Origin of the sequence: Sphingopyxis sp. QXT-31 (assembly GCF_001984035.1) — a bacterium.
Lineage (GTDB): Bacteria > Pseudomonadota > Alphaproteobacteria > Sphingomonadales > Sphingomonadaceae > Sphingopyxis.
In genome coordinates, this window is the sequence record NZ_CP019449.1 from 1,940,812 (window position 1) to 1,959,900 (window position 19,089).

Consider the following 19,089-nt stretch of genomic DNA (forward strand, 5'->3'; position numbering starts at 1 on the left):
CGTGTCAATAAGGTTGTCAGACAACTACGCCAAAAAAGGGAATGGAATGCCGAAGATCGTGTCAGCGCGGGTGATCGTTACCAGCCCGAGCCGCAATTTCGTCACGCTGAAGATCGCGTGCGACGACGGCACCACCGGCGTCGGCGACGCGACGCTCAATGGGCGCGAACTGGCGGTCGCGGCCTATCTTTCCGAGCATGTCGTCCCCTGCCTGATCGGGCGCGATGCGCATGCGATCAACGACAACTGGCACTATCTTTACAAGGGCGCCTATTGGCGGCGCGGGCCCGTCACGATGACCGCGATCGCCGCGGTCGACATGGCGCTGTGGGATATCAAGGGCAAGGTCGCGGGGCTCCCCGTCTACCAGCTGCTCGGCGGCGCAGCACGCGACGGCTGCATGGTCTATGGCCACGCCAATGGCGAGACGATCGCCGACACGATCGAGGCCGCGCTCGAATACCAGCGCCAGGGTTACAAGGCGATCCGCCTGCAATGCGGGGTCCCCGGCATGGCATCGACCTATGGCGTCAGCAAGGACCGCTATTTCTACGAACCCGCGGACGCCGCGCTGCCCAGCGAGAATCGCTGGTCCACCGAGAAATATCTTCGCGTCGTGCCCGAACTCTTCGCCGCGGCGCGCGAGGCGCTGGGCTGGGACGTCCACCTGCTCCACGACGTCCACCACCGGCTGACCCCGATCGAGGCCGGCCGGCTGGGCAAGGACCTCGAACCCTGGCGCCCCTTCTGGATCGAGGATGCGACCCCCGCCGAGGACCAGGACGCCTTCCGCCTGATCCGCCAGCACACCACCGCACCGCTCGCGGTCGGCGAGATCTTCAACAGCGTCTGGGACTGCAAGGCGCTGATCGAGAACCGGCTGATCGACTATATCCGCGCGACCGTGCTCCACGCCGGCGGCATCACCCATATGCGCCAGATCGCCTCGCTCGCCGAACTGCATCAGGTGCGCACCGGCTGCCACGGCGCGACCGACCTGTCGCCGGTGACGATGGCCGCGGCGCTGCACTTGGGGATCAGCATTCCCAATTTCGGCATCCAGGAATATATGCGTCACACGGCGGACACCGACGCGGTATTCCCGCACGCCTATTCTTTCGCCGACGGCATGCTGCATCCGGGCGATGCGCCGGGGCTGGGCATCGACATCGACGAGAGCCTCGCCGAAACTTTCCCCTATGCCCGCGCCTATCTGCCGGTGAACCGGCTCGAGGACGGGACGATGTGGAGCTGGTGATGCGCGCCGCGGTGTTAGGCCTGCTACTGATCGCCACCGGTGCCGGGGCGCAGGAAAAGGCGCCGCTGCGTCCCGCGACGGCTGAGGAGCAGATGGCGCGCGCCGCGGTCGTCATCGCCGACTATCGTTATGGCGACCTGCTCTGGGAGAATGACCGCATCGCGTTCCGCATCTATGCGCGCGCGCTCGAACAGGCCGAGCCGCCCTCCTCCTCAGGCATCGACGCATGGGGCAAGAATATACGCTGGCCGTTCATGGACCGCCAGCTGCGCACCGGCGACCAGCATGCGAACCATGGCGAGGGCATCGACTTCTATAACGTCGGCACCGGGCGCGGCACCGGCGGGCTCGGCATCTGGTACGACAACAAGCTCTGGACCTCGCGCAACTATGTCCGTCCGCAGATCCTGCGCGCAGGACCCGATGTCGCCGACTTCACCGTCGACTATGAACCCTGGCCGGTCGACACGCTGCGCACCGTCCGCGAGACGCGGCGCTTCACCCTTCCCGCCGGCACCAACTTCACCCGCCTGACCTCGACCATTTCCTCGAGCAGCGCCGAGGAAATGGTCGTCGGCATCGGCATCTCCAAACGCCCGATCAACGGCGCCCGGCTCGGCGAAATCCGGAAGGACGAAGCGCGCGCCCGGATAAGCTGGTGGGGACCCGCCGACGGCGACAAGGGCCGCATGGCCGCCGCCGTCATCGTCGATCCCACCGCTTTCGCGGGCTTCGCCGAAGACGCCGACAATTACCTCGTCCTCGTCCGCGTCACACCCGGTCGACCCTTCGTCTATTACAGCGGCGCGGCGTGGGACCGCGGCGGCGACTTCGCCACGCAGGCCGACTGGATGGCGCATGTCGCGGCGCAGCGCCCCGACTTCCGCCCCTAGCCAGTCCCTCGCCGCGATGATAACGCTGTCGGCCATGAGGGTGACGAAGGCGGCGTCGCTGGCCGATGATCTGGTCCAGCGTTTCGAACAACAGATCGAATCGGGCGAGATGGCCCCCGGCGCGCGCTTCCCGACCGAGAAGGCGATCACCGAGGCGTTCGGCGTCAGCCGCACGGTGGTGCGCGAGGCCTATTCGCGGCTCGCGGCGCGCGGGCTGCTGGTGTCGCGCCGCGGGTCGGGCGCCTATGTCGCCGACGGCGCGCGCTATCGCGCCTTCCAGATCGCCGCCGACGAATTCGGCGCGATCGAGGATGTGCTCCGCCTGCTCGAAATGCGCATGGGCTTCGAGGCGGAAATGGCCGACCTCGCGGCGCGCCGCCGGACCGAAGCGGATCTGGACGCGATCCGCGCCGCGCTCGAGGCGATGGAAAACAGCGCCAACGTCGACGAATCGGTCGTCGCCGACGCGGCGTTTCATGCGGCGATCGCCGCCGCGACGCGCAACGATTATTTCCTGCGCTTCACCCAGTTCCTCGGCGTGCGCCTCGTCCCCTCGCGCAAGCTCTATCTGCAGGGCAGCGACCGCCAGCGGCACCAGCAATATGCGCGCACGATCAACCGCGACCATCAGGCGATCTTCGATGCGATCGAGGCGGGCGACCCGGCAGCGGCGCGGCGCGCGGCGCGGCGCCATATGGAAAAATCGATCGACCGCTATCGCGCAATGCAGGACGGCCTGACGACGGATTCGACCGACGACTGACCAGCGATGCTTGCGCCCCCGCCGCAACCCCCTAAGGCGGATGCATGACTGAGGCCCCGTCCGTCCCGATGGCGATGCGCCGGCTCGGCTTCGCCGGCACCACCGACGGCCCAATCGTCCGCGACATCGCGGTCGAAGCACCGATCTCGGTCGAGGTGAACGGAATCGGCTATGCCGTGATGATGGCGACCCCCGCCGACCTCGAGGATTATGCCGCCGGCTTCGCGCTCGGCGAGGGGCTGGTGCAAAGTGCCGCGCAGATCCGCAGCATCGACGCCCACCCGATCGAGGGCGGCATCGCGCTGCGCCTCTGGTTGCCCCCCGAGCACAGCGAAAGGGCTCTCGAACGCGCGCGCAAGCGCGTGAGCGAGAGCAGTTGCGGGCTCTGCGGTATCGAGAATATCGAGGAGGTGCTTCGTCCCCTGCCCCCCGTCACCGCCCGGATCGCGACGACGCGCGACGCGATCGCGGCGGCGCTGGCGGGTCTGGCCGATCACCAGCCACTGGGCCACGCGACCGGCGCAGCGCACGCCGCCGCCTTCTGCGACCCCGACGGCAGGATCCGCCTCGTCCGCGAAGATGTCGGGCGGCACAATGCGCTCGACAAGCTCGTCGGCGCACTGGCGCGGGCGGGTGTCGATCCCGCGACGGGCTTCATCCTGCTCTCGGCGCGGTGCAGCTACGAACTGGTCGAAAAGACCGCGCGCGCGGGATGCCCGATGCTGGTCACCATCTCGGCCCCGACCAGCCTCGCCGCGGCACGCGCCGCCGCCGCCGGGCTGACCCTCGTCAGCCTCGCGCGTCCCGATTCGGCGCTGGTCGTGAACGACACACGCGGGATGATCGCATGAGCACGCTCGGCGCCGTGCTCGCCGGCGGCCGCTCCTCGCGCTTCGGATCGGACAAGGCCGAAGCGCTGCTGGAAGGGCAGAGCCTGCTTGATCACGCCATCCGCGCGCTCGCGCCGCATGTCGATACCGTCGTCGTCGCGGGACGCGCGATGCCCGGCCGGCCGATGATCGCCGACTGGCCCGCCTCCGACCTCGGCCCCATGGGCGGCATCGCGGGCGCGCTGCGCTATGCGGAAAGCCAAGGCTTCAACCAACTGCTCTGCATTTCGGTCGACTGCGTCCGCCTGCCCGAGGACCTGCGCACCCTGCTCGAACCGGGCCCCGCCTATCTCGCGAGCCAGCCGGTGATCGGGCTCTGGCCGGTGTCGCTACGCGCCGAAATCGAGGCACAGCTGACGACGAGCGACGACCGCTCGGTGCGCCGCTTCGGCAACCGCGTCGGCGCGCGCGCGGTCGCCTGCGACTTCGTGCCGCCGAACGTCAATAGCGTCGCCGATTTGGACCGGCTAACCGACCTATAACCCGCCGAGCGCGTTCACGGTGAACGCCAGGATTCCCATGTTGAAGACGAACGCCGCCAGACAATGGCCGAGCACGACGCGCCGCATATGCGCGCCCGTGACGCTGACGTCCGAGGTCTGGAAGGTCATGCCCAGCGTGAAGGCGAAATAAAGGAAGTCCCAATAATCGGGCTCATGCGTGCCGGGGACCTCGAGCCCGCCCCGGTCGCGTCCCTTCGCCTGCAGATAGAAAAGATGCGCATAGTGGAGCGTGAACATCATGTTCGCGAACAGCCAGGCGAGCGCGAGCGTCGCGACGATCAGGATCACGTCCTTCCGCCCGAGGCTGCCCGGATCGGCGATCAGCGCGCCGACGGTGAACAGGATCACCAGCGACAGCAGCGCCGAAATCGCGAGCAGTCCGGCGCGATTGGCGTCATTTTCTTGGGCGCGCCGCCGCATGGCGTCGGCATCCGACGACAGCAGCGGCACCACGGCGAGGAGAAACACGGCGGCGGCGATATCGAAGCCGAGCAGCAACGCCGTGCGCGGATCGTAACCCCACGCGCTCGCCGCGCCGGTCGCGACGATCAGCACCGCGGCAAAGATCAGGAAACGGACCGGCGCGATATGCCGCCCCGGGGCAAAGGCCCTAGGCTGCGCCATCGCTCGCCACCACGCGCACCGGGATCGACTTCGCCGCCGGGCAACCGCTGATCTTGTCATAGAAAGCCAGCGGCAACAGCGGGTTGAGTTCGGGATAATAGCCCGCGACCGACCCGCGCGACATCGGATAGTCGATGATCGTCAGCCCCTCGACGCGCCGCGCGATGCCGTCGCTGCCGATCGTTTCGAGCGTCACCTTCGCCCCTGCCGCCAGCCCGCGATCGGCGATGTCGTCGGCGTTCATGAACAGGACCATCCGGTCGCCATACACGCCGCGATAGCGATCGTTATAGCTGTAGATCGTCGTGTTGAACTGGTCGTGCGAGCGCACCGTCGCGAGCCGCAGCATCGCCGGATCGTCGACCGGCGCATTGACCGCGAGCCCCGGCAGGATGAGGAAATTGGCCTTGCCGTTCGGCGTCGCCCAGACGCGCCGCCGCGGCGGGATATCAAGGTGGAAGCCATGCGGCGCCTTGATGCGCTCGGCAAAATCTTCGTAGAGCGCCGGATAGACCGCGGCGATCTTGTCGCGGATCAGGCCATAATCCTCTATATAGCTCGCCCAGTCGACCTTGCTTTCGGGCAGCGTCGCCATCGCCATGCGGCACACAATCTCGGTCTCTGGCAGCAGATTTTCGCTCGCCGGGTCGAGCACCCCGCGCGAGGCCGTGACGTTCGACATCGAATCCTCGATCGTCACGAATTGCTCGCCCTTGGCGGTCTCGATCCGCTCCGAGCGCGCGATCACCGGCAGGATCAGCGCGTCCTTGCCGTGCACCAGATGCCCGCGATTAAGCTTGGTCGCGATGCCGACGGTCAGGTCGAGCCTGCGCATCGCATCATAGGAGCGCTCGGTGTCGGGCACCGCGCGCACGAAGTTTCCGCCAAGGCCGATGAAGACCTTCGCCGTCCCCGCGAGCATCGCCTCGACCGACTCGACCGTATGATGACCATGCTCGCGCGGCGGTTCGAAGCCGAAGACGTCGCGGACCTTGTCGAGATAGGCCTGCCCCGGTTTCTCGTCGATGCCGACGGTGCGGTCGCCCTGCACGTTCGAATGGCCGCGAATCGGCGAGATACCCGCGCCCGGCTTGCCGAAATTGCCCTTGAGGAGGAGCAGGTTGGCGATCTGCTGGACCAGCTGCGATCCCTGCTGGTGCTGGGTGATGCCCATGCCGTAACAGATGATCGTCGCCTTCGACGCGATATAGATTTCGGCGCAGCGCCGGATCTGCGCCTCGTCGATCCCCGCCGCGGCGACCAGATCGGGCCAGGCCTGCGCCTCGATATCGACCTTCAGCGCTGCGAACCCGTCGGTATGCTCATCGATGAAGTCATGATCGAGCACCGCCTCGCCTGCCGCCTCGCGCTCGAACAAGACTTTCATCATGCCCTTGAGCAGCGCCAGGTCGCCGCCGATTTTGATATGCACGAACTCGCTGGTGATTTCGGTCGAGCCGAAGGTCGCCATCTGGACGATATCCTGCGGCTCGGTGAACTGGATCAGCGCGCGTTCGGGCATCGGGTTGACCGCCACGATCGGCACCCCACGTTTGCGCGCCTCGACCAGCGGGGTCATCATCCGCGGCGCATTGGTCCCGGCGTTGTGACCGATCAGGAAAATCGCCTCGGCATGCTCGAAATCGTCGAGGATCACCGTGCCCTTGCCCACGCCGATCGAATGCGGCAGCCCGCGGCTCGTCGGTTCGTGGCACATGTTCGAACAATCGGGGAAATTGTTCGTGCCATATTCGCGCACGAAGATCGAATAGAGGAACGCCGTCTCGTTCGCGGTGCGGCCCGAGGTATAGAATTCGGCCTGGTTGGGGTCTTCGAGCGCGCGCAGATGCTTCCCGATCAGCGCGAACGCGTCTTCCCAGCTGACCGGCACATAATGGTCGGTGGCGGCATCGTAGCGCATCGGCTCGGTCAGCCGCCCCTGCATCTCGAGCCAATAGTCCGACTGTTCCATCAGCGCGGTGACGCTATGCTCGGCGAAAAAATCGCGCGTCACGCGGAACTTCGTCGCCTCATGCGCCAGCGCCTTGGCGCCATTTTCGCAGAATTCCAGCTTCTTGGTGCAGGTCGCGTCGGGGAAAGCGCAGCTCGGGCATTTAAACCCGCCGGGCTGGTTCATCGACAAGAGCGCGCGCGATCCCTTGCCGACCACGCTCTGCTCCATCAGCACTTTAGCGGTCGCTGCCGCGGCACCCCAGCCGCCGGCCGGGTGGTTGTACGGCTTATATCTTGATGTTCCGTCCGCCATGATCGGGCCAACCTAGACGATGTTGCGGCGGGTATCTATTGCGATACGGGCGCCAGCTCGATGATCTCCACCTGTGGCCCGGACCGTTCGCCTGCGGAGGGTTTCACGACAGCGCGCAGCCTTCCACGAGCGAGCAGATGGTCGTAGCGCGCGACCTCGGCGCGATAACCGAGGGGGTCGGCGCGGTAGCGCAGGTGGTTGGTGACGACCGCATAATCGGCGCGGCAGCTTTCGATGCGCGCCATGGCGACGTGACCGACATCGACGATCGCGCCGCCACCGCGCGTGCGGTCGACCTTCGAATTGCTCACGCGCCCGGCGAGCAGGTCGGGCACCTTGACGCAGCCCGCCGATCCCATCGGAAAGCGCAGCGCGAAGGGATCGGCGAGCAGGTCGAAGGCGGCGTGCTCGATCAAGATGCTGCTCCCCGGCGGCGCATGCGCGCGCAGCCACGCCGAGGCGATCTGGCGCGTATCGTGGCGACGCTCGGTCGCCTCGCTGCGCGCGGTGCCGATCATCGGCAGCAGCAGGAGCACCAGCGCAAGCGGCACAGCCGCTCCCCGCATCCGATGCGCGGGGAGAAAGTCGGCCAGTCCGCACAGCGCGCGCGCCACGGCGATGGCGACAAAGGGCAGCAACGGCACGATCCAGCGCTCCCAGCGCAGCGACTGCGCGCAGATCATCGCGAGGAACAACAGGACAAAAGGCAGGATGACGATGGTCCACCGCCGCCTATTGCCCGCGCCCCAGATCGTCCCCAGTGCGGCCAGCGACAGCCCGGCGATGCCCAGCGACGACAGCAGCGGGCCCGCGACATACCAGCCGAGATTACCGAAAAACCCCTCCCCGGTCGCGCCGGGATGCAGCGGTCGCGCCTCGCCCGACAGATTTTGCACCACCGTCGCATGGTCGAGTAGCAGATAGGGCGACACCACAACCAGCGTGAGCGCCGCCGAAACCATCAACCAAAACGGCCCCAGCCAGTCGCGGTCGCCCTCGGCGCGGCGCCCGGCCCAGGCGCAGAGCGCGGTCACGCCGACCGCCGCCGCGGGCCATTTGGTCGCGCAGGCGAGCCCCGCGCACAGTCCCGCGAAAACATAGTCGCGCCGCCGCCCGCGTTCGGCCGCCGTCAGCGCCGCCAGCGCGCCGAGCAGGATGAAGACGCTCGCCTGCACGTCGGTGCGGATGATCTGCGAATATTCGATATGCACCGGATTGACCGCCAGCACCGCGGCGGCGACCAGCCCGACCCGCGCCCCGCCCAGCCTTCTGCCCAGCCGCCAGGTCAACCAGACGCAGAGCAATCCGCAAGCGACGATCATCAACCGCACGGGCAGGAACAGGATTCCCGGGTCGGCGTAGACCGCCGCCGCCAGCGCATCGGCGTCGGCGTAGCGCCCCGTCGCAATCCCGATCCCGGCCACGCCTGCGATGACCAGCGCCAGCGAATAAAGCGTCGTCGTCCCCGGATGGCCGAACCAGCCGGGGTTCAGACTCTGCTTTTCGAGCATCTCCAGCGCGGTCGTCACGAACAGCGCTTCATCGGGGTCGTTGAGCGCCGGCAGCCCGAAACCGACGCCGCCGAGGCGCAGCACAAGCGCCGCGAGCAGGATCGCGAGCAGCGCCGCGCGTTCGAGCCAGCGCTGCCGGGAAGCGGAGAGCGCCATCTCAGTCGGCGCTGGCGAGCGTGAGCATATTGCCGAGCCGCAGACCGACTGGCCAGCGCGGCAGCGGCAGCCGGACCTCGCGCAGCCCCGCCGCCTGCAGCGCCTGCCGCCCCAGGAAGTCGACCGGAAAGACGTTGCGGCTGCGCTTGACACGCACCGTGCCATAACCCGCCTGGCGCAGCTGGCGCCCGATCGTGCGCGGATTGTAGAGCTGCGGATGCTGGAGGCAGAAGACCGGCCAGCGGCGCCCGAGCAGGCGGCGCATCACCGAGCGCTCATTGTGCGTGACGATCATCAGCACCCCGCCCTGCCGCAGCTTCGCCCGCACCGCGCGCAGCATCGGTGCGGGGTCGAGCAGATGGTCCAGCACATGCACCATCGCTGCGAGGCTGACCGAGGCGTCGGGCACCGCCGACAGGTCGGTCATGTCGGGCTGGATCGTCGTCGGCATCGCGCCGACGGCGCGGCGCAGTTCGGCATGCACCGCCCGATTGGGCTCGAACAGCCAGAAATGGCGGAAGCGCCCGCGCCGCGCCGCCTCGCGCGCCAGATGCCCGACGTCGGGGCCGATCTCCAGATAGGCGCCGCCCGCGATCACCGACGGCGCGGCATCGTCATAATAGCCGCGCTGGGTCGCGACGATCGCGCTTTCGGGGACGACCGCCATGTTCGGCAACATCGCCGAATAGAGCTCGCTCAGCTGGCGCTGGTCGAAGAAGTCGCGGTTGTAGAGCTGCTCGCAATGCGCGCAGCGATGATAGGTAAAGAAGCGCCGTTCCTGGTCGATCCCGTACCAATAGGGGTGCAGGTCGCGGAACGAACAGGCCTCTGCGCGCGGCGCGCTCGCAACTTCCTCGCGCGCGTCGTGCGACCCGCACAGCGGACAGGCGCGGTCTCTAAGGGCCGGCGCGCTCATCGCACGCCATGACCCCGAAAGGTGACGCGGCTGTGCCAGAACCAGCTGCCGACGATCAGCACGAGCGTGAAGCCGATCTGCGCGATCGCCGGCGGCACCCCGCCCAGCTCGACGAGCAGGGGCAGCGCCGCCCAGTTGGCGGCGTAATTCACGGCATAGAAGCTGGAAAAGGTCCCGAATTCGCGCAGCAGATCGCCGCGCGTGCGGAACACGCCGAGCTTGTAGGTCGTGAAGGCGAAGCAGAGGCAGACGATCTGCGCCACGCCCAGCGCGACCAGATAATGGGTGCGAAATTCGGGCACAGCCCACAAGAGCAGCGGATAGAAGGCGAGCCCGAAGGCGGTGTTGAGCGCGCCCGCCGCCAGGAAGCGCAGCGGCTTGCCCAGGCGGAGGAAACGCACCGTCATGATCTGGCTCATGCCTCGTCCATCAGCGCGATGCGCATATTCGCCGCGAGTTCCTCCCGCGGCAGGAAAGGCGACAGATCCTCGAGCGCGGGCGAGGTGATACGCCCGTCGGCATGCTGCTTCGCGCCGAGCTTGGGCGCGAAGCCGACATGCTCGTCGACCATGATCTCGCAGAAGGCCGGGCCGTCGGCGGCGAGCGTCGCCGCAATGGCATCGCCGAGTTCGGCATGGTTTGTCGCGCGGGTGTAAGCGAAGCCGAAGGCGGTCGCGATCTTCGAAAAATCGGGGAAGGTGACATTGCTCTTCGGCCCGCCGCCGACTTCCTGCCCGTTGAAGAAATTGCGCTGCGTCTGGAAGATCGAGACATAACCGCTGTTGTTGATCAGGATGACCTTCACGGGGAGATTATAGCCCGCGATCGTCTGCATTTCCTGCAGGTTCATCATGATGCTGCCGTCGCCCGCGATCGCGATCACGCGGCGCTCGCCCCTGGTCGCAGCGCAGACGCCGATGGCGGCGGGCAGGTCGTAACCCATCGTCGCGCAGCCCGAATTGGTCCACAGTCGCTGGCCATGCTTGAGCTGCGCCGCCTGGAAGCCGACGACGCAGGCGCTGCCGTTGCCGGTGACGACGATATCGTCCTCCCCCAGCTGTGCGAACAGCTCGTCCATCGCGACATAGGGATGCACCAGCACATCATGACCCCGATATTCGGGCAGCACCGCCGGGAAAGCGGCAACGCGCCCGCGCGCCCAGCCGAGCCATTCGCGCTGCGCGTCGCTCGGCCCGGCATAGGGCTGCGCCAGCAGCGCCGGGATCAGATCAGCAAGGTCCGCGGTGACCGGCATGTCGGGGACAACCGTCGGCTTCGCGAGTTCGACGGGATCGATATCGACCCAGATCTTGTACGCTTCGCGCGCGAAGCTCTTCCAGTTGTAGCTCACCTGCCGGATGTTGAGCCGGCTGCCGAGCACGAGCAGCAGGTCGGCGCTCTGCGTCACCATATTGCCGCCACGGTCGCCGACGGTGCCGGGCTTGCCGCAATTGAGCGGATGGTCGGTCCGCAGCGCGTCATGCGCGTTCCAGCCGGTGACAACGGGCACGCCCAGCCGTTCGATAAGCGTCAGGAACTCGGCATGCGCGCCACTCAGCCGCACGCCGCTGCCCGCGAACACCACGGGGCGCTCGGCTTTCGCGATGCGTTCCAATATCTCGGCCGCGACCACATCGAGGTCGGCGCGTTTCCAAGGCTCGTCGAGCTCGGCGGGGTCGAAACCAGCCAGCAAATCCTCGGGATCGATCTTCGCCGCCTGCACGTCGAGTGGAATGTCGAGCCACACGGGCCCCGGCCGGCCGTTCGTGGCGAGATACAGCGCCTTTTCCAGATGATAGCGGATCGAGCGCGGGTCGGTGACCATCGTGACATATTTGGTGATCGGCCGCACCAGTTCCTCGATGTCGAGCTCCTGGTCGCCATATTGGCGCAGCGGCAGGCCGGTGTGGCGCACCGTCGTCTCGGTTTTCACCTGCCCCGAAATCACCAGCATTCCGATCGAGTCGACATAGGCGCCATAGACGCCGGTGATCGCGTTGGTGCCGCCGGGCCCCGAAGTGACGTTGACCACCGCGACCCGGTTGGTGAGGCGGTAATAGGCCTCGGCAGCCATCGACAGCGCCTGCTCATGATGCGTGAAGGTGGTCGTCAGCGCGGGATGCGTGCCGAGCGAATGGTTCAGGTGCATCGCGCCCCCGCCGGTCAGCATAAAGACGTCGGCGATGCCGCGGTCGGCGAGATACTGGGCGACCCAGTCGGAGAGCTTGATCTGGCTCATCTTTTCCATCCATTGAAGATTGCAGTGCGGCGGATCGCCGCATCGAGGGAAATTGTCGGCGCGACGCCGAGCTGGTCGCGGACGCGCGCGGTCGAGGGGACGTAGCGGCCGGGGTTCCACCCCGCGTCCTCGCGCCCCAGCACCTCGACCCCGGGCCCGCCGAGCACGGCGGCGGTGCGGCGCGCGAGGTCGGCGATCGACACGGCTTCCTCCGACCCCATGTTCCACGTCGCGCCGCGCGGCGCACGGAGCAGCATCATCCACAGCCAGGCCGCGAGGTCGGCGGCGTAGAGATAGGAGCGCACGGCGGTCCCTGCGCTCTCGATGCGGATCGCCCGTCCCGCCATCGCGTCGCGGATGAAATTGCCCGCGGCGAAATGGATGTCGAGCGACAGCAAGGGGCCGAGCAAAGCGAAAATGCGCGACGTCACGACGTCGAGCCCGAACTGCTGGCCGTAAATCGCGCAAAGCAATTCGGCAGCGCGCTTGCCCTCGCCATAGGCCGATTTCGGATCGCGCGGATCGGGGCCGCCGGGCCACTCCTCCGCGACATGCGACACGTCCCACGGCTGCGCGCCATAAACCGCGCCCGAACTCAGGACGAGCATCCGCCCCGCCCCGCGCTCGACCGCCAGATCGAGCACCTTGCGCGTGCCGGTCACGATCGTGTCGAACATCCGCCGCGGGTCATTGGCGTTGAGATAAGCGCTGGCATCGGTCGCGGCATGGATGACATGGGTGAATCGGCCCGATGGCGCGACGAAGTCGCAGACATCGCCCGCAACGAACTGGAATCGCTCGCCTAGATGCGGCGCCTTGGCGACGAAGGCGGCGGGATCGCGGCTCAGGATCACGACCTCGGCATCGCAGTCCGAGACCGCCAAGGCTTCGAGCATCCAGCGCCCGATGAAACCGGTGCCGCCGGTCATGAATATCCGCGCGCCCTTGAGCCCCGCCCAATAAGGCGCGAGCTGACGGTCGATCGCGGCCAGGTCTTCGGCGAGCAGGTCTTCGGCGAGCGTCATGCCGGCACCAGCCCCAGCGACGGCTGCTCGCTGCGATGCGCGTGGACAACCCGCGCGATGCTGTCGAGCGACAGCGCGCCGACCATGATCACGATCAGCCCCGGCCGGATGAAATGCCCCGCGGTGAGGCCAAAGCTCGCAGTGACCGTGCGCTCGCCGAGCCAGCTCGTGCCGGTGACGTCGAGCACCGTCGCCAGCGGCCAGTCGCCGACGAGGCAGAGTAGATAGGCGCAAACGATGGCAGTGATCGGTCCCGCGCCCTTCCACTTCTCCATCAGCACGAGGAAGATCAGGAAAAGCTGGGTGTAGCCGCCCGGCGACTGCGTCACCAGATAGGCGCCGAGCAGGATTGCCGCGATGCGATGCGCGGGCAGCGCCTTGGGCTGGAGCCATGCCGCCGCCAGCGCCGCGAGCGCGAGCAGCTGGCCCGCGCGGATGACGATCGGCACCAGAAACTCGATCGTTTCGATAAGCCGCGACGGCACGAACTGCAGCAGCGGGATGTCGAGCGTACGAAACATCAGGAGCGGTGCGTAACTCGTTGAATAATTGACCTCGTTCCACACTTGCCCGCCCTGGAAGACGACCCAGTTGGCGGTGTTCGACGCCAGCTCCATCGGCGTGCCCGACCCGACAAGCGCGAGCGTGACCAGATAGAGCGCGATCGTCGCGAGCCCTGCCATCTCCAGCGTACGCCAGTCGCGCTTCAATGCGTGGGCGAACATCGGCAGCACCAGATAGGGCTTGAAATTGATCGTCACCGCCGCCGCGAACCAGCGCCACGGCTTCGACGCCGTGACCGGCCCGTGCGCGATCATGAAGAAGGCGAAGGCGACGAGGATCAGATTGCCGCGCTCGAGCGTAAACAGCATCGGCAGCCCGAGCGCGATCGCCACCGTGCGCATCGGCGCGGTGCGGCGGTCGAGGCGGCGGAAGCATATCCACGCCAGCACCACGTCGATCACGTAGAAGGCATAGATGGTCGAGCGCGCCAGCCAATCGCAATCGCGCGCGTAAAAGGAGGATTGCAGATAACAGCCCGGCAAGCTCGTCGCGTCGAGGAAGACGAAGGACAAGGGCGGATAGATGCTCCGCCACACGTCATAGATGCCGCGGTTGTTCGCCCAATAGGCGGTGTTGAACCAGTCCATGAACGTGTCGTTGGTGTCGAACACGAAGGGCTGCGGCAGGTAACCGACGTCGAGAAACACATGCAGCGTCCATCCCGCGCTTACCACGACGGCGAGCGCGAGCAGCGCTTCCGGGACCAGCGGAAGCAGATGGACGCGCGGCGCGCTCACGGGCGGCGGATCAGCGTGCGCGCCGCGGGCTGCGCGCGGTCGGCGGGGAAACCCAGCCGTTCTTCCTCGATCACCAGCGGCACGTTGCGGCTGCGCTCACCGAGCATCCGCACCTGCTCGCCGATCAGTCCGAGGAAGAGCAGCAGCACCGCGAAAAGCGCAAAGCCGAGCGCAAGCCCGAGCAGCGCCCACACCGGGCCGCCGAGCGGCCAGGCGATCGTCCCGCCGGCAAGCAGGACGAAGGCCAGAAGCCCCGCATAGACCGACAGGAACAGCGGCAGCCGCAGCAGCGACTTCGCCGACCCCGCCAGCCCCGACAGCGCGAAAGAGGCGAGCGCGGCAAAATCGTTCTTGCTCTCCCCCGCCGCGCGCTCGGGCCGGTCGAAGGGCACCAGCGCCAGCCGGAAACCGCTTTCGACCACCATGCCGCGAAAGAAGGGCTCGGGCTCGTTCCACGCCGCCAGCGTGTCGATCACCGCGCGGTCGAACAGCCCGAAACCCGTCGCGCCGGGGATCACCGGATAGTCGCCGAAGCGGCCGAGGAAGCCGTAACCCAGATGCCGCGCCAGCCGCAGCACCGGCGACGCCTTCTCGGAGCGCCGCTGCCCCAGCACGACCTCGGCTCCCGCGCGCCACTGCGCGACAAAGGCGCCGATCAGCTCGGGCGGGTCCTGGAAATCGGCGCACATGCCGATCACCGCGCGCCCCTCGGCCTGGTACAACCCATAGGTCGGCGAGCGCATCTGGCCGTAATTGCGGTTGTTGAGGATCGCCCGCACGCGCGGGTCGGCGGCGCAGAGCTCGCGCATGATCGCACGCGTCCCGTCGGTCGAGCCATTGTCGATCAGGATCACCTCGTGCCGCGCGACATGGCGTTCGGCCTCGGCATTCACCGCGGCGACGATCGCGGCGACATTCTCCGCCTCGTTGAAGCAGGGAATGACGATCGAGAGCTCGGGCGCGGGCTCCTCCGCGGTCATGCCGCACGCTTCCCGAACAGCCTGATACCCGTCGCGGGCGCATAGATTTCGGTGAACACCGCGCCCAGGATCACCAGCGCGAGCAAGGCCAGTGCGGCGATGTTGTACTTGCGGTCGGCATCGAGCCGCGGCGCTTCGAGTACCTGCACGCTCGACGCGGTCTCGCCCGCCAGCGTTTCGACCGCGACCTCTTCGGACGAGCGCGCATAAACCTCGTAGAGCGCCTGCGCGAACCGATAGTCGCGGTAGCGGTCGAGATATTCGCCCGACACTTCGCTGAGGCCCGCGACATTGGGGCCCGCCGCGCCCGCCGCCGGGGTCGCGCTGCGCGCGATCTGCGCACGGAGCGAGGCGACCTGCGACTGCACCGCCATCAGCTGCGGATTTTCGGGACCCTGGAATTTCTGCAGCGTCGTAAGCTCGACCTGCTTCGCCTGCAATTGCGCCTCCAGCCCCGCGCGCACCGACAGCGCCGAGCCGAGCTCGGCCTGCGGCTCCGCGAGCCGGTTGCGGCGGCGGAACTCGTTCAGCGCATTTTCGGTCGCGGTGACGCGGTCGGCGGCCTCGCGGAAGCGCTGCATCACCACCGCGCGCTTGCGCTCGACGCGGTCCTTGCCCAGCGCGACGATGCGGTTGCTGATCGCCTCGACATAGGCGCCGGTGAGTTTTTCGGCCTCGTCGGCGTCGCGCGTGCGCACCTCGATCTCGATCATCCCGCCGGTCAGCGAATGAACATCGACCTTGTTCGCCAGCGCGACGCGCGCGCTCCGTTCGGAGCCATAAGCGCCCGGCCCGGCGAGCTTCAGCTTCTTGATCACCGCGCCGGTGACCTCATCGCTGCGCCCGACCGCCAGATACATGTCGATCTGCTGTTTGGCGCCGCCGAACAGCGAGGCGAAGCCTTGGAGCTGCCCGCCGAGCGCGTTCATCATCGAACCCAGTCCGATGCTGTTGCTGTCCTGCGGCAGGATCTTGGCGCGCGCGACATAGGGCTGCGGAAAGACGGTGAGCACCGTGAGCACCAGCGCGGCGATCGCATAGGCGCGGCGGCGCCACCGCGGATCGGCGACCAGAACGAGGACACGGCTCATTTCGCGAGCGCCGCGACCGAGGCCGCGCCGACCAGCCCGCTGAACAGCGTCCCGGTGATGTCGCGCAGCCGCGCCCAGAACTCGCCGCGATTGGCGTCGATCGGGACATAGACCAGGTCGCCGGGCAGCGCGGGCGCGCGCAGCGCCTTCTTGCCGCCCGCCAGCACCGTGCCGTTGGCGCGCACGACGAACACCTCGCTCTTGTCGCCGATCGTCTGGATGCCGCCTGCCGAGGTGACGAAGTCGCCGACCGTGGCGCCGGGGCGATAGGCAAAGGACGCCGGGCTCGGCACCGCGCCGAACACGCCGACCGTCACCGGCCGCGCGGGCACATGGACGACATCGTTATTCTCGAGGATCAGGTCGGCGGGCAACGCCGCGGCGTCGACCGGCAGGTCGAAGACCAGCCGCCCGTCGGGCTCGCGGCGGCGCAGCTGATCGACGATATTCTCGATCAGCGCCAGATTGCCCGGCTGGACGAGCTGCGCGCGCTGGACCGAGGTTACCGGCTGCGCGGCGAGCAGCAGCTCGACATCGTCGATCGCGCGGTCGTAGCTCAGGCGCTGCTGGTGCTTGACGCTTTCGCGCGTGATCACGCTGGCATAGGGGAAAGCTTCGCTCGTGAGCCCGCCCGCCTGCGCTACGACGTCGGCCATGCGCGTGCCGGGCTGGACATAATAATGGCCGGGCTTGAGCACCTCGCCGCTCAGCGTGACGAGCACCGGCTGCTGGCGCAGCGGCCGCGCGATGCCGATGTTCGACAGCAGGCGGATGACGTCGCCGCGCTTCGCCTGGCGGCTGCCCGCCTCGGCCGCCGAAATCTCGCGCCAGCCCGCGCTGTCGGGGGCGATCGCGTTGAGCAGCATCAGCCGCCCGTCGTCGGCGACGCTGTTGACGCCGCCGGCATAGACGATTGCGTCGGTCAGCGTCTCTTGCGGAGCGAGCTCGAAGATCGCCTCGCGGTTGGCGCTGCCGATCACCGCGACCTCGGCGCCGACCGGCGCGACATGGATGACGTCGCCATTCTGCAGCATCGCGTCGCCGCGCTTGTCGCCCTTCAGCAGCAAATCATAGAGATCGAAGTCGGAGACGATCTGCCCGCTGCGGCGCAGCTGGATCGAGCGATAGCTGCCGCCCGAAGCGGGGCCACCCGCCGCGAGCACGACATTGACCAAAGTCGACAGGCTGCTCGCGGTGTAGGAGCCGGGGCGGGCCGCGAAGCCGGTGACGTAGACGGTGATGCCGTGCAGCTTCGCGACGCCGACCTCGAGATGGAAGCCGCGATACTGGCGCGACACTTCGCGCTCGATCACGCCATGGAGGTCGCCGTAGCGCACGCCGCCGACGCGGATCGCGCCGACGCGCGGCACGAAGATCCGCCCTTCGCCATCGACGACGAGGCGCAGGCCCGACGCCTGCACCGACCCGGTGAGGCCGAGCAGCAGTTCGTCGCCCGGGTTGAGGCGATAATCGGGCGGGATCGCAGTGGTCGGCGGCGCGGTGAAATCGCGCGAAGCCGGGGTCAGCAATTCGGAGCCGAAGCGGCGCAGCGGCTTGCCCGCGATGCGCGAGACCCAGGTTTCGAATTCGTTGGGGGCCGCAGCCACAGGAGCCGCGGGACGGCGCGAAGCCTCGACGGGCGCGTCCGTGAGCGCGGGCGCCTCGATCACCGCAGGTTCGACCGGCGCGATCTCGACCGGCGGCACCGCGATCTGCTCGGCCGCGCCGCGGTTCGCGGCATTGTCGATCGCGCCGCCGCCGACGGGCGGGGCGAGCTGCGCCGACACGGGGGTGAGCATGAGCAGCGCCAGGGCGCCCGCCGCAAACGGCTTCCACTTCGGCATCATCGGTCCAATATTTCCATTTCGGCCAGCCCGGCCTCGGCGCCGAGCAACAAGTCGGCGGCGGCTTGCCACAGATCGGGAGTCGCGGCGGCGAGCATGCCCTGCCCGCTGCCGCCGACGCGATACGGGCGGCCGTCCCAATGCGTCGCCTTGCCCCCGGCCTCGGTAAGGAACAAAGCGCCCGCGGCATGGTCCCACGGCAGGATGCGCTGAAACAAAGCGATATCGTCCTGCCCCAGCACCAGCCGCGGATAGCTTTCGGCGGCGCAGCGCGGCACCGGGTGAACGTCGAGCGACCCCGCGGCGGCATGGACGCGCGCGCGCCGTTCCGCGCTCATGAAATGCGTGCCGAGCGCCGCGCGTGGGGGCTCGCGCGACGCGGTGCGGGCGCGGACGGGGGCGCCGTCGCAGGTCGCGCCCTTGCCGCGCTCGGTATGGCATAGCCGCCCCGCGAGCGGATCGTAGATCCACGCGCCCAGCGGTTCGCCATCCTCGACCAGCGCCACCATCATCCCGAAGGGCGCGCGTCCCTCGGCAAAATTGGCGGTGCCGTCGAGCGGGTCGATCAGCCACACCAGTCCTTTGCCGATATCCGCGAGCAGGCCCGGATCGCGCGCCGCCGCTTCCTCGCCGACGATGCGCGCGCCGAGCCCGAGCGCGGCGAGACCATCGGCCAATCGCGCTTCGCTTTCGCGGTCGACGATCGTGACGATCTCGCCGGGGCTCTTCTCGTCGATCTCCTCGGGCGCGAGCAGGCGGAAACGCGGCATCACCACATCGCCCGCGACCTCGCGCAAGAGGAGCGAAACCTGCTCGCGAAGCGGCACCG

The 19,089-nt window shown here is 67.8% G+C and carries 17 protein-coding genes; 5 read left to right on the forward strand and 12 right to left on the reverse strand.

Going from position 1 to position 19,089, the window contains the following annotated elements; translation table 11 throughout:
- Positions 1 to 46: 46 nt before the first annotated feature.
- Genes manD through BWQ93_RS09360 form a run of 5 tightly spaced genes read left to right on the forward strand, consistent with a single transcriptional unit; the run spans position 47 to position 4,286 of the window.
- Complete coding sequence (gene manD, locus BWQ93_RS09340) at positions 47 to 1,258, forward strand: D-mannonate dehydratase ManD (RefSeq protein WP_077030305.1); 1,212 nt, start codon at positions 47 to 49, stop codon at positions 1,256 to 1,258.
- Entirely contained in the window at positions 1,246 to 2,151 is a 906-nt protein-coding gene (locus BWQ93_RS09345; protein WP_232314779.1) for a DUF4861 family protein, read from the forward strand. The genes manD and BWQ93_RS09345 overlap by 13 nt, the downstream gene beginning before the upstream one ends.
- Positions 2,152 to 2,185: 34 nt before the next feature.
- Positions 2,186 to 2,914 carry a FadR/GntR family transcriptional regulator gene (locus BWQ93_RS09350; RefSeq protein WP_077032303.1) on the forward strand — a complete coding sequence of 243 codons (729 nt, stop codon included), beginning with the start codon at positions 2,186 to 2,188 and terminating at the stop codon, positions 2,912 to 2,914.
- A gap of 44 nt (positions 2,915 to 2,958) precedes the next feature.
- Complete coding sequence (fdhD, locus tag BWQ93_RS09355; protein ID WP_077030306.1) at positions 2,959 to 3,765, forward strand: formate dehydrogenase accessory sulfurtransferase FdhD; 807 nt, start codon at positions 2,959 to 2,961, stop codon at positions 3,763 to 3,765.
- Positions 3,762 to 4,286, forward strand: coding sequence for a molybdenum cofactor guanylyltransferase (locus BWQ93_RS09360; protein ID WP_077030307.1), 525 nt, complete (start codon positions 3,762 to 3,764; stop codon positions 4,284 to 4,286). Before fdhD ends, BWQ93_RS09360 begins: the two co-directional genes overlap by 4 nt.
- Here the strand turns inward: BWQ93_RS09360 and BWQ93_RS09365 are convergent.
- From BWQ93_RS09365 to BWQ93_RS09420, 12 genes are read right to left on the reverse strand one after another with little or no spacing between them, the layout of a single operon-like run.
- The gene (locus BWQ93_RS09365) at positions 4,281 to 4,931 is read right to left on the reverse strand and encodes a DUF1345 domain-containing protein (RefSeq protein WP_077030308.1); all 651 of its coding nucleotides are present in this window, start codon (positions 4,929 to 4,931) and stop codon (positions 4,281 to 4,283) included. The two genes, BWQ93_RS09360 and BWQ93_RS09365, sit on opposite strands and share 6 nt — an antisense overlap.
- Positions 4,918 to 7,197 (reverse strand): FdhF/YdeP family oxidoreductase, encoded by a 2,280-nt coding sequence (locus BWQ93_RS09370; RefSeq protein WP_077030309.1) that lies wholly within the window; start codon positions 7,195 to 7,197, stop codon positions 4,918 to 4,920. Before BWQ93_RS09370 ends, BWQ93_RS09365 begins: the two co-directional genes overlap by 14 nt.
- Positions 7,198 to 7,232: 35 nt before the next feature.
- Complete coding sequence (locus BWQ93_RS09375) at positions 7,233 to 8,864, reverse strand: ArnT family glycosyltransferase (protein ID WP_077030310.1); 1,632 nt, start codon at positions 8,862 to 8,864, stop codon at positions 7,233 to 7,235.
- A 1-nt stretch (position 8,865) separates the two neighbouring features.
- Complete coding sequence (locus tag BWQ93_RS09380) at positions 8,866 to 9,780, reverse strand: class I SAM-dependent methyltransferase (RefSeq protein ID WP_077030311.1); 915 nt, start codon at positions 9,778 to 9,780, stop codon at positions 8,866 to 8,868.
- Entirely contained in the window at positions 9,777 to 10,199 is a 423-nt protein-coding gene (locus BWQ93_RS09385; protein WP_232314780.1) for a GtrA family protein, read from the reverse strand. The genes BWQ93_RS09380 and BWQ93_RS09385 overlap by 4 nt, the downstream gene beginning before the upstream one ends.
- On the reverse strand, positions 10,196 to 12,028 hold the full coding sequence (locus BWQ93_RS09390; RefSeq protein ID WP_077030312.1) for a thiamine pyrophosphate-binding protein: 1,833 nt from the start codon (positions 12,026 to 12,028) through the stop codon (positions 10,196 to 10,198). The genes BWQ93_RS09385 and BWQ93_RS09390 overlap by 4 nt, the downstream gene beginning before the upstream one ends.
- Positions 12,016 to 13,044 carry an NAD-dependent epimerase/dehydratase family protein gene (locus BWQ93_RS09395; RefSeq protein WP_077030313.1) on the reverse strand — a complete coding sequence of 343 codons (1,029 nt, stop codon included), beginning with the start codon at positions 13,042 to 13,044 and terminating at the stop codon, positions 12,016 to 12,018. The genes BWQ93_RS09390 and BWQ93_RS09395 overlap by 13 nt, the downstream gene beginning before the upstream one ends.
- On the reverse strand, positions 13,041 to 14,345 hold the full coding sequence (locus BWQ93_RS09400) for a hypothetical protein (RefSeq protein ID WP_077030314.1): 1,305 nt from the start codon (positions 14,343 to 14,345) through the stop codon (positions 13,041 to 13,043). The genes BWQ93_RS09395 and BWQ93_RS09400 overlap by 4 nt, the downstream gene beginning before the upstream one ends.
- Positions 14,342 to 15,325, reverse strand: a complete 984-nt coding sequence (locus tag BWQ93_RS09405; RefSeq protein WP_077030315.1) for a glycosyltransferase family 2 protein — start codon at positions 15,323 to 15,325, stop codon at positions 14,342 to 14,344. Before BWQ93_RS09405 ends, BWQ93_RS09400 begins: the two co-directional genes overlap by 4 nt.
- Complete coding sequence (locus BWQ93_RS09410; RefSeq protein WP_077030316.1) at positions 15,322 to 16,416, reverse strand: capsule biosynthesis protein; 1,095 nt, start codon at positions 16,414 to 16,416, stop codon at positions 15,322 to 15,324. The genes BWQ93_RS09405 and BWQ93_RS09410 overlap by 4 nt, the downstream gene beginning before the upstream one ends.
- Positions 16,413 to 18,263: an SLBB domain-containing protein gene (locus BWQ93_RS09415; RefSeq protein WP_083720785.1), complete on the reverse strand. Its 1,851-nt coding sequence runs from the start codon at positions 18,261 to 18,263 to the stop codon at positions 16,413 to 16,415. Before BWQ93_RS09415 ends, BWQ93_RS09410 begins: the two co-directional genes overlap by 4 nt.
- Complete coding sequence (locus BWQ93_RS09420; protein ID WP_083720787.1) at positions 18,260 to 19,087, reverse strand: inositol monophosphatase family protein; 828 nt, start codon at positions 19,085 to 19,087, stop codon at positions 18,260 to 18,262. The genes BWQ93_RS09415 and BWQ93_RS09420 overlap by 4 nt, the downstream gene beginning before the upstream one ends.
- Positions 19,088 to 19,089 lie beyond the last annotated feature (2 nt).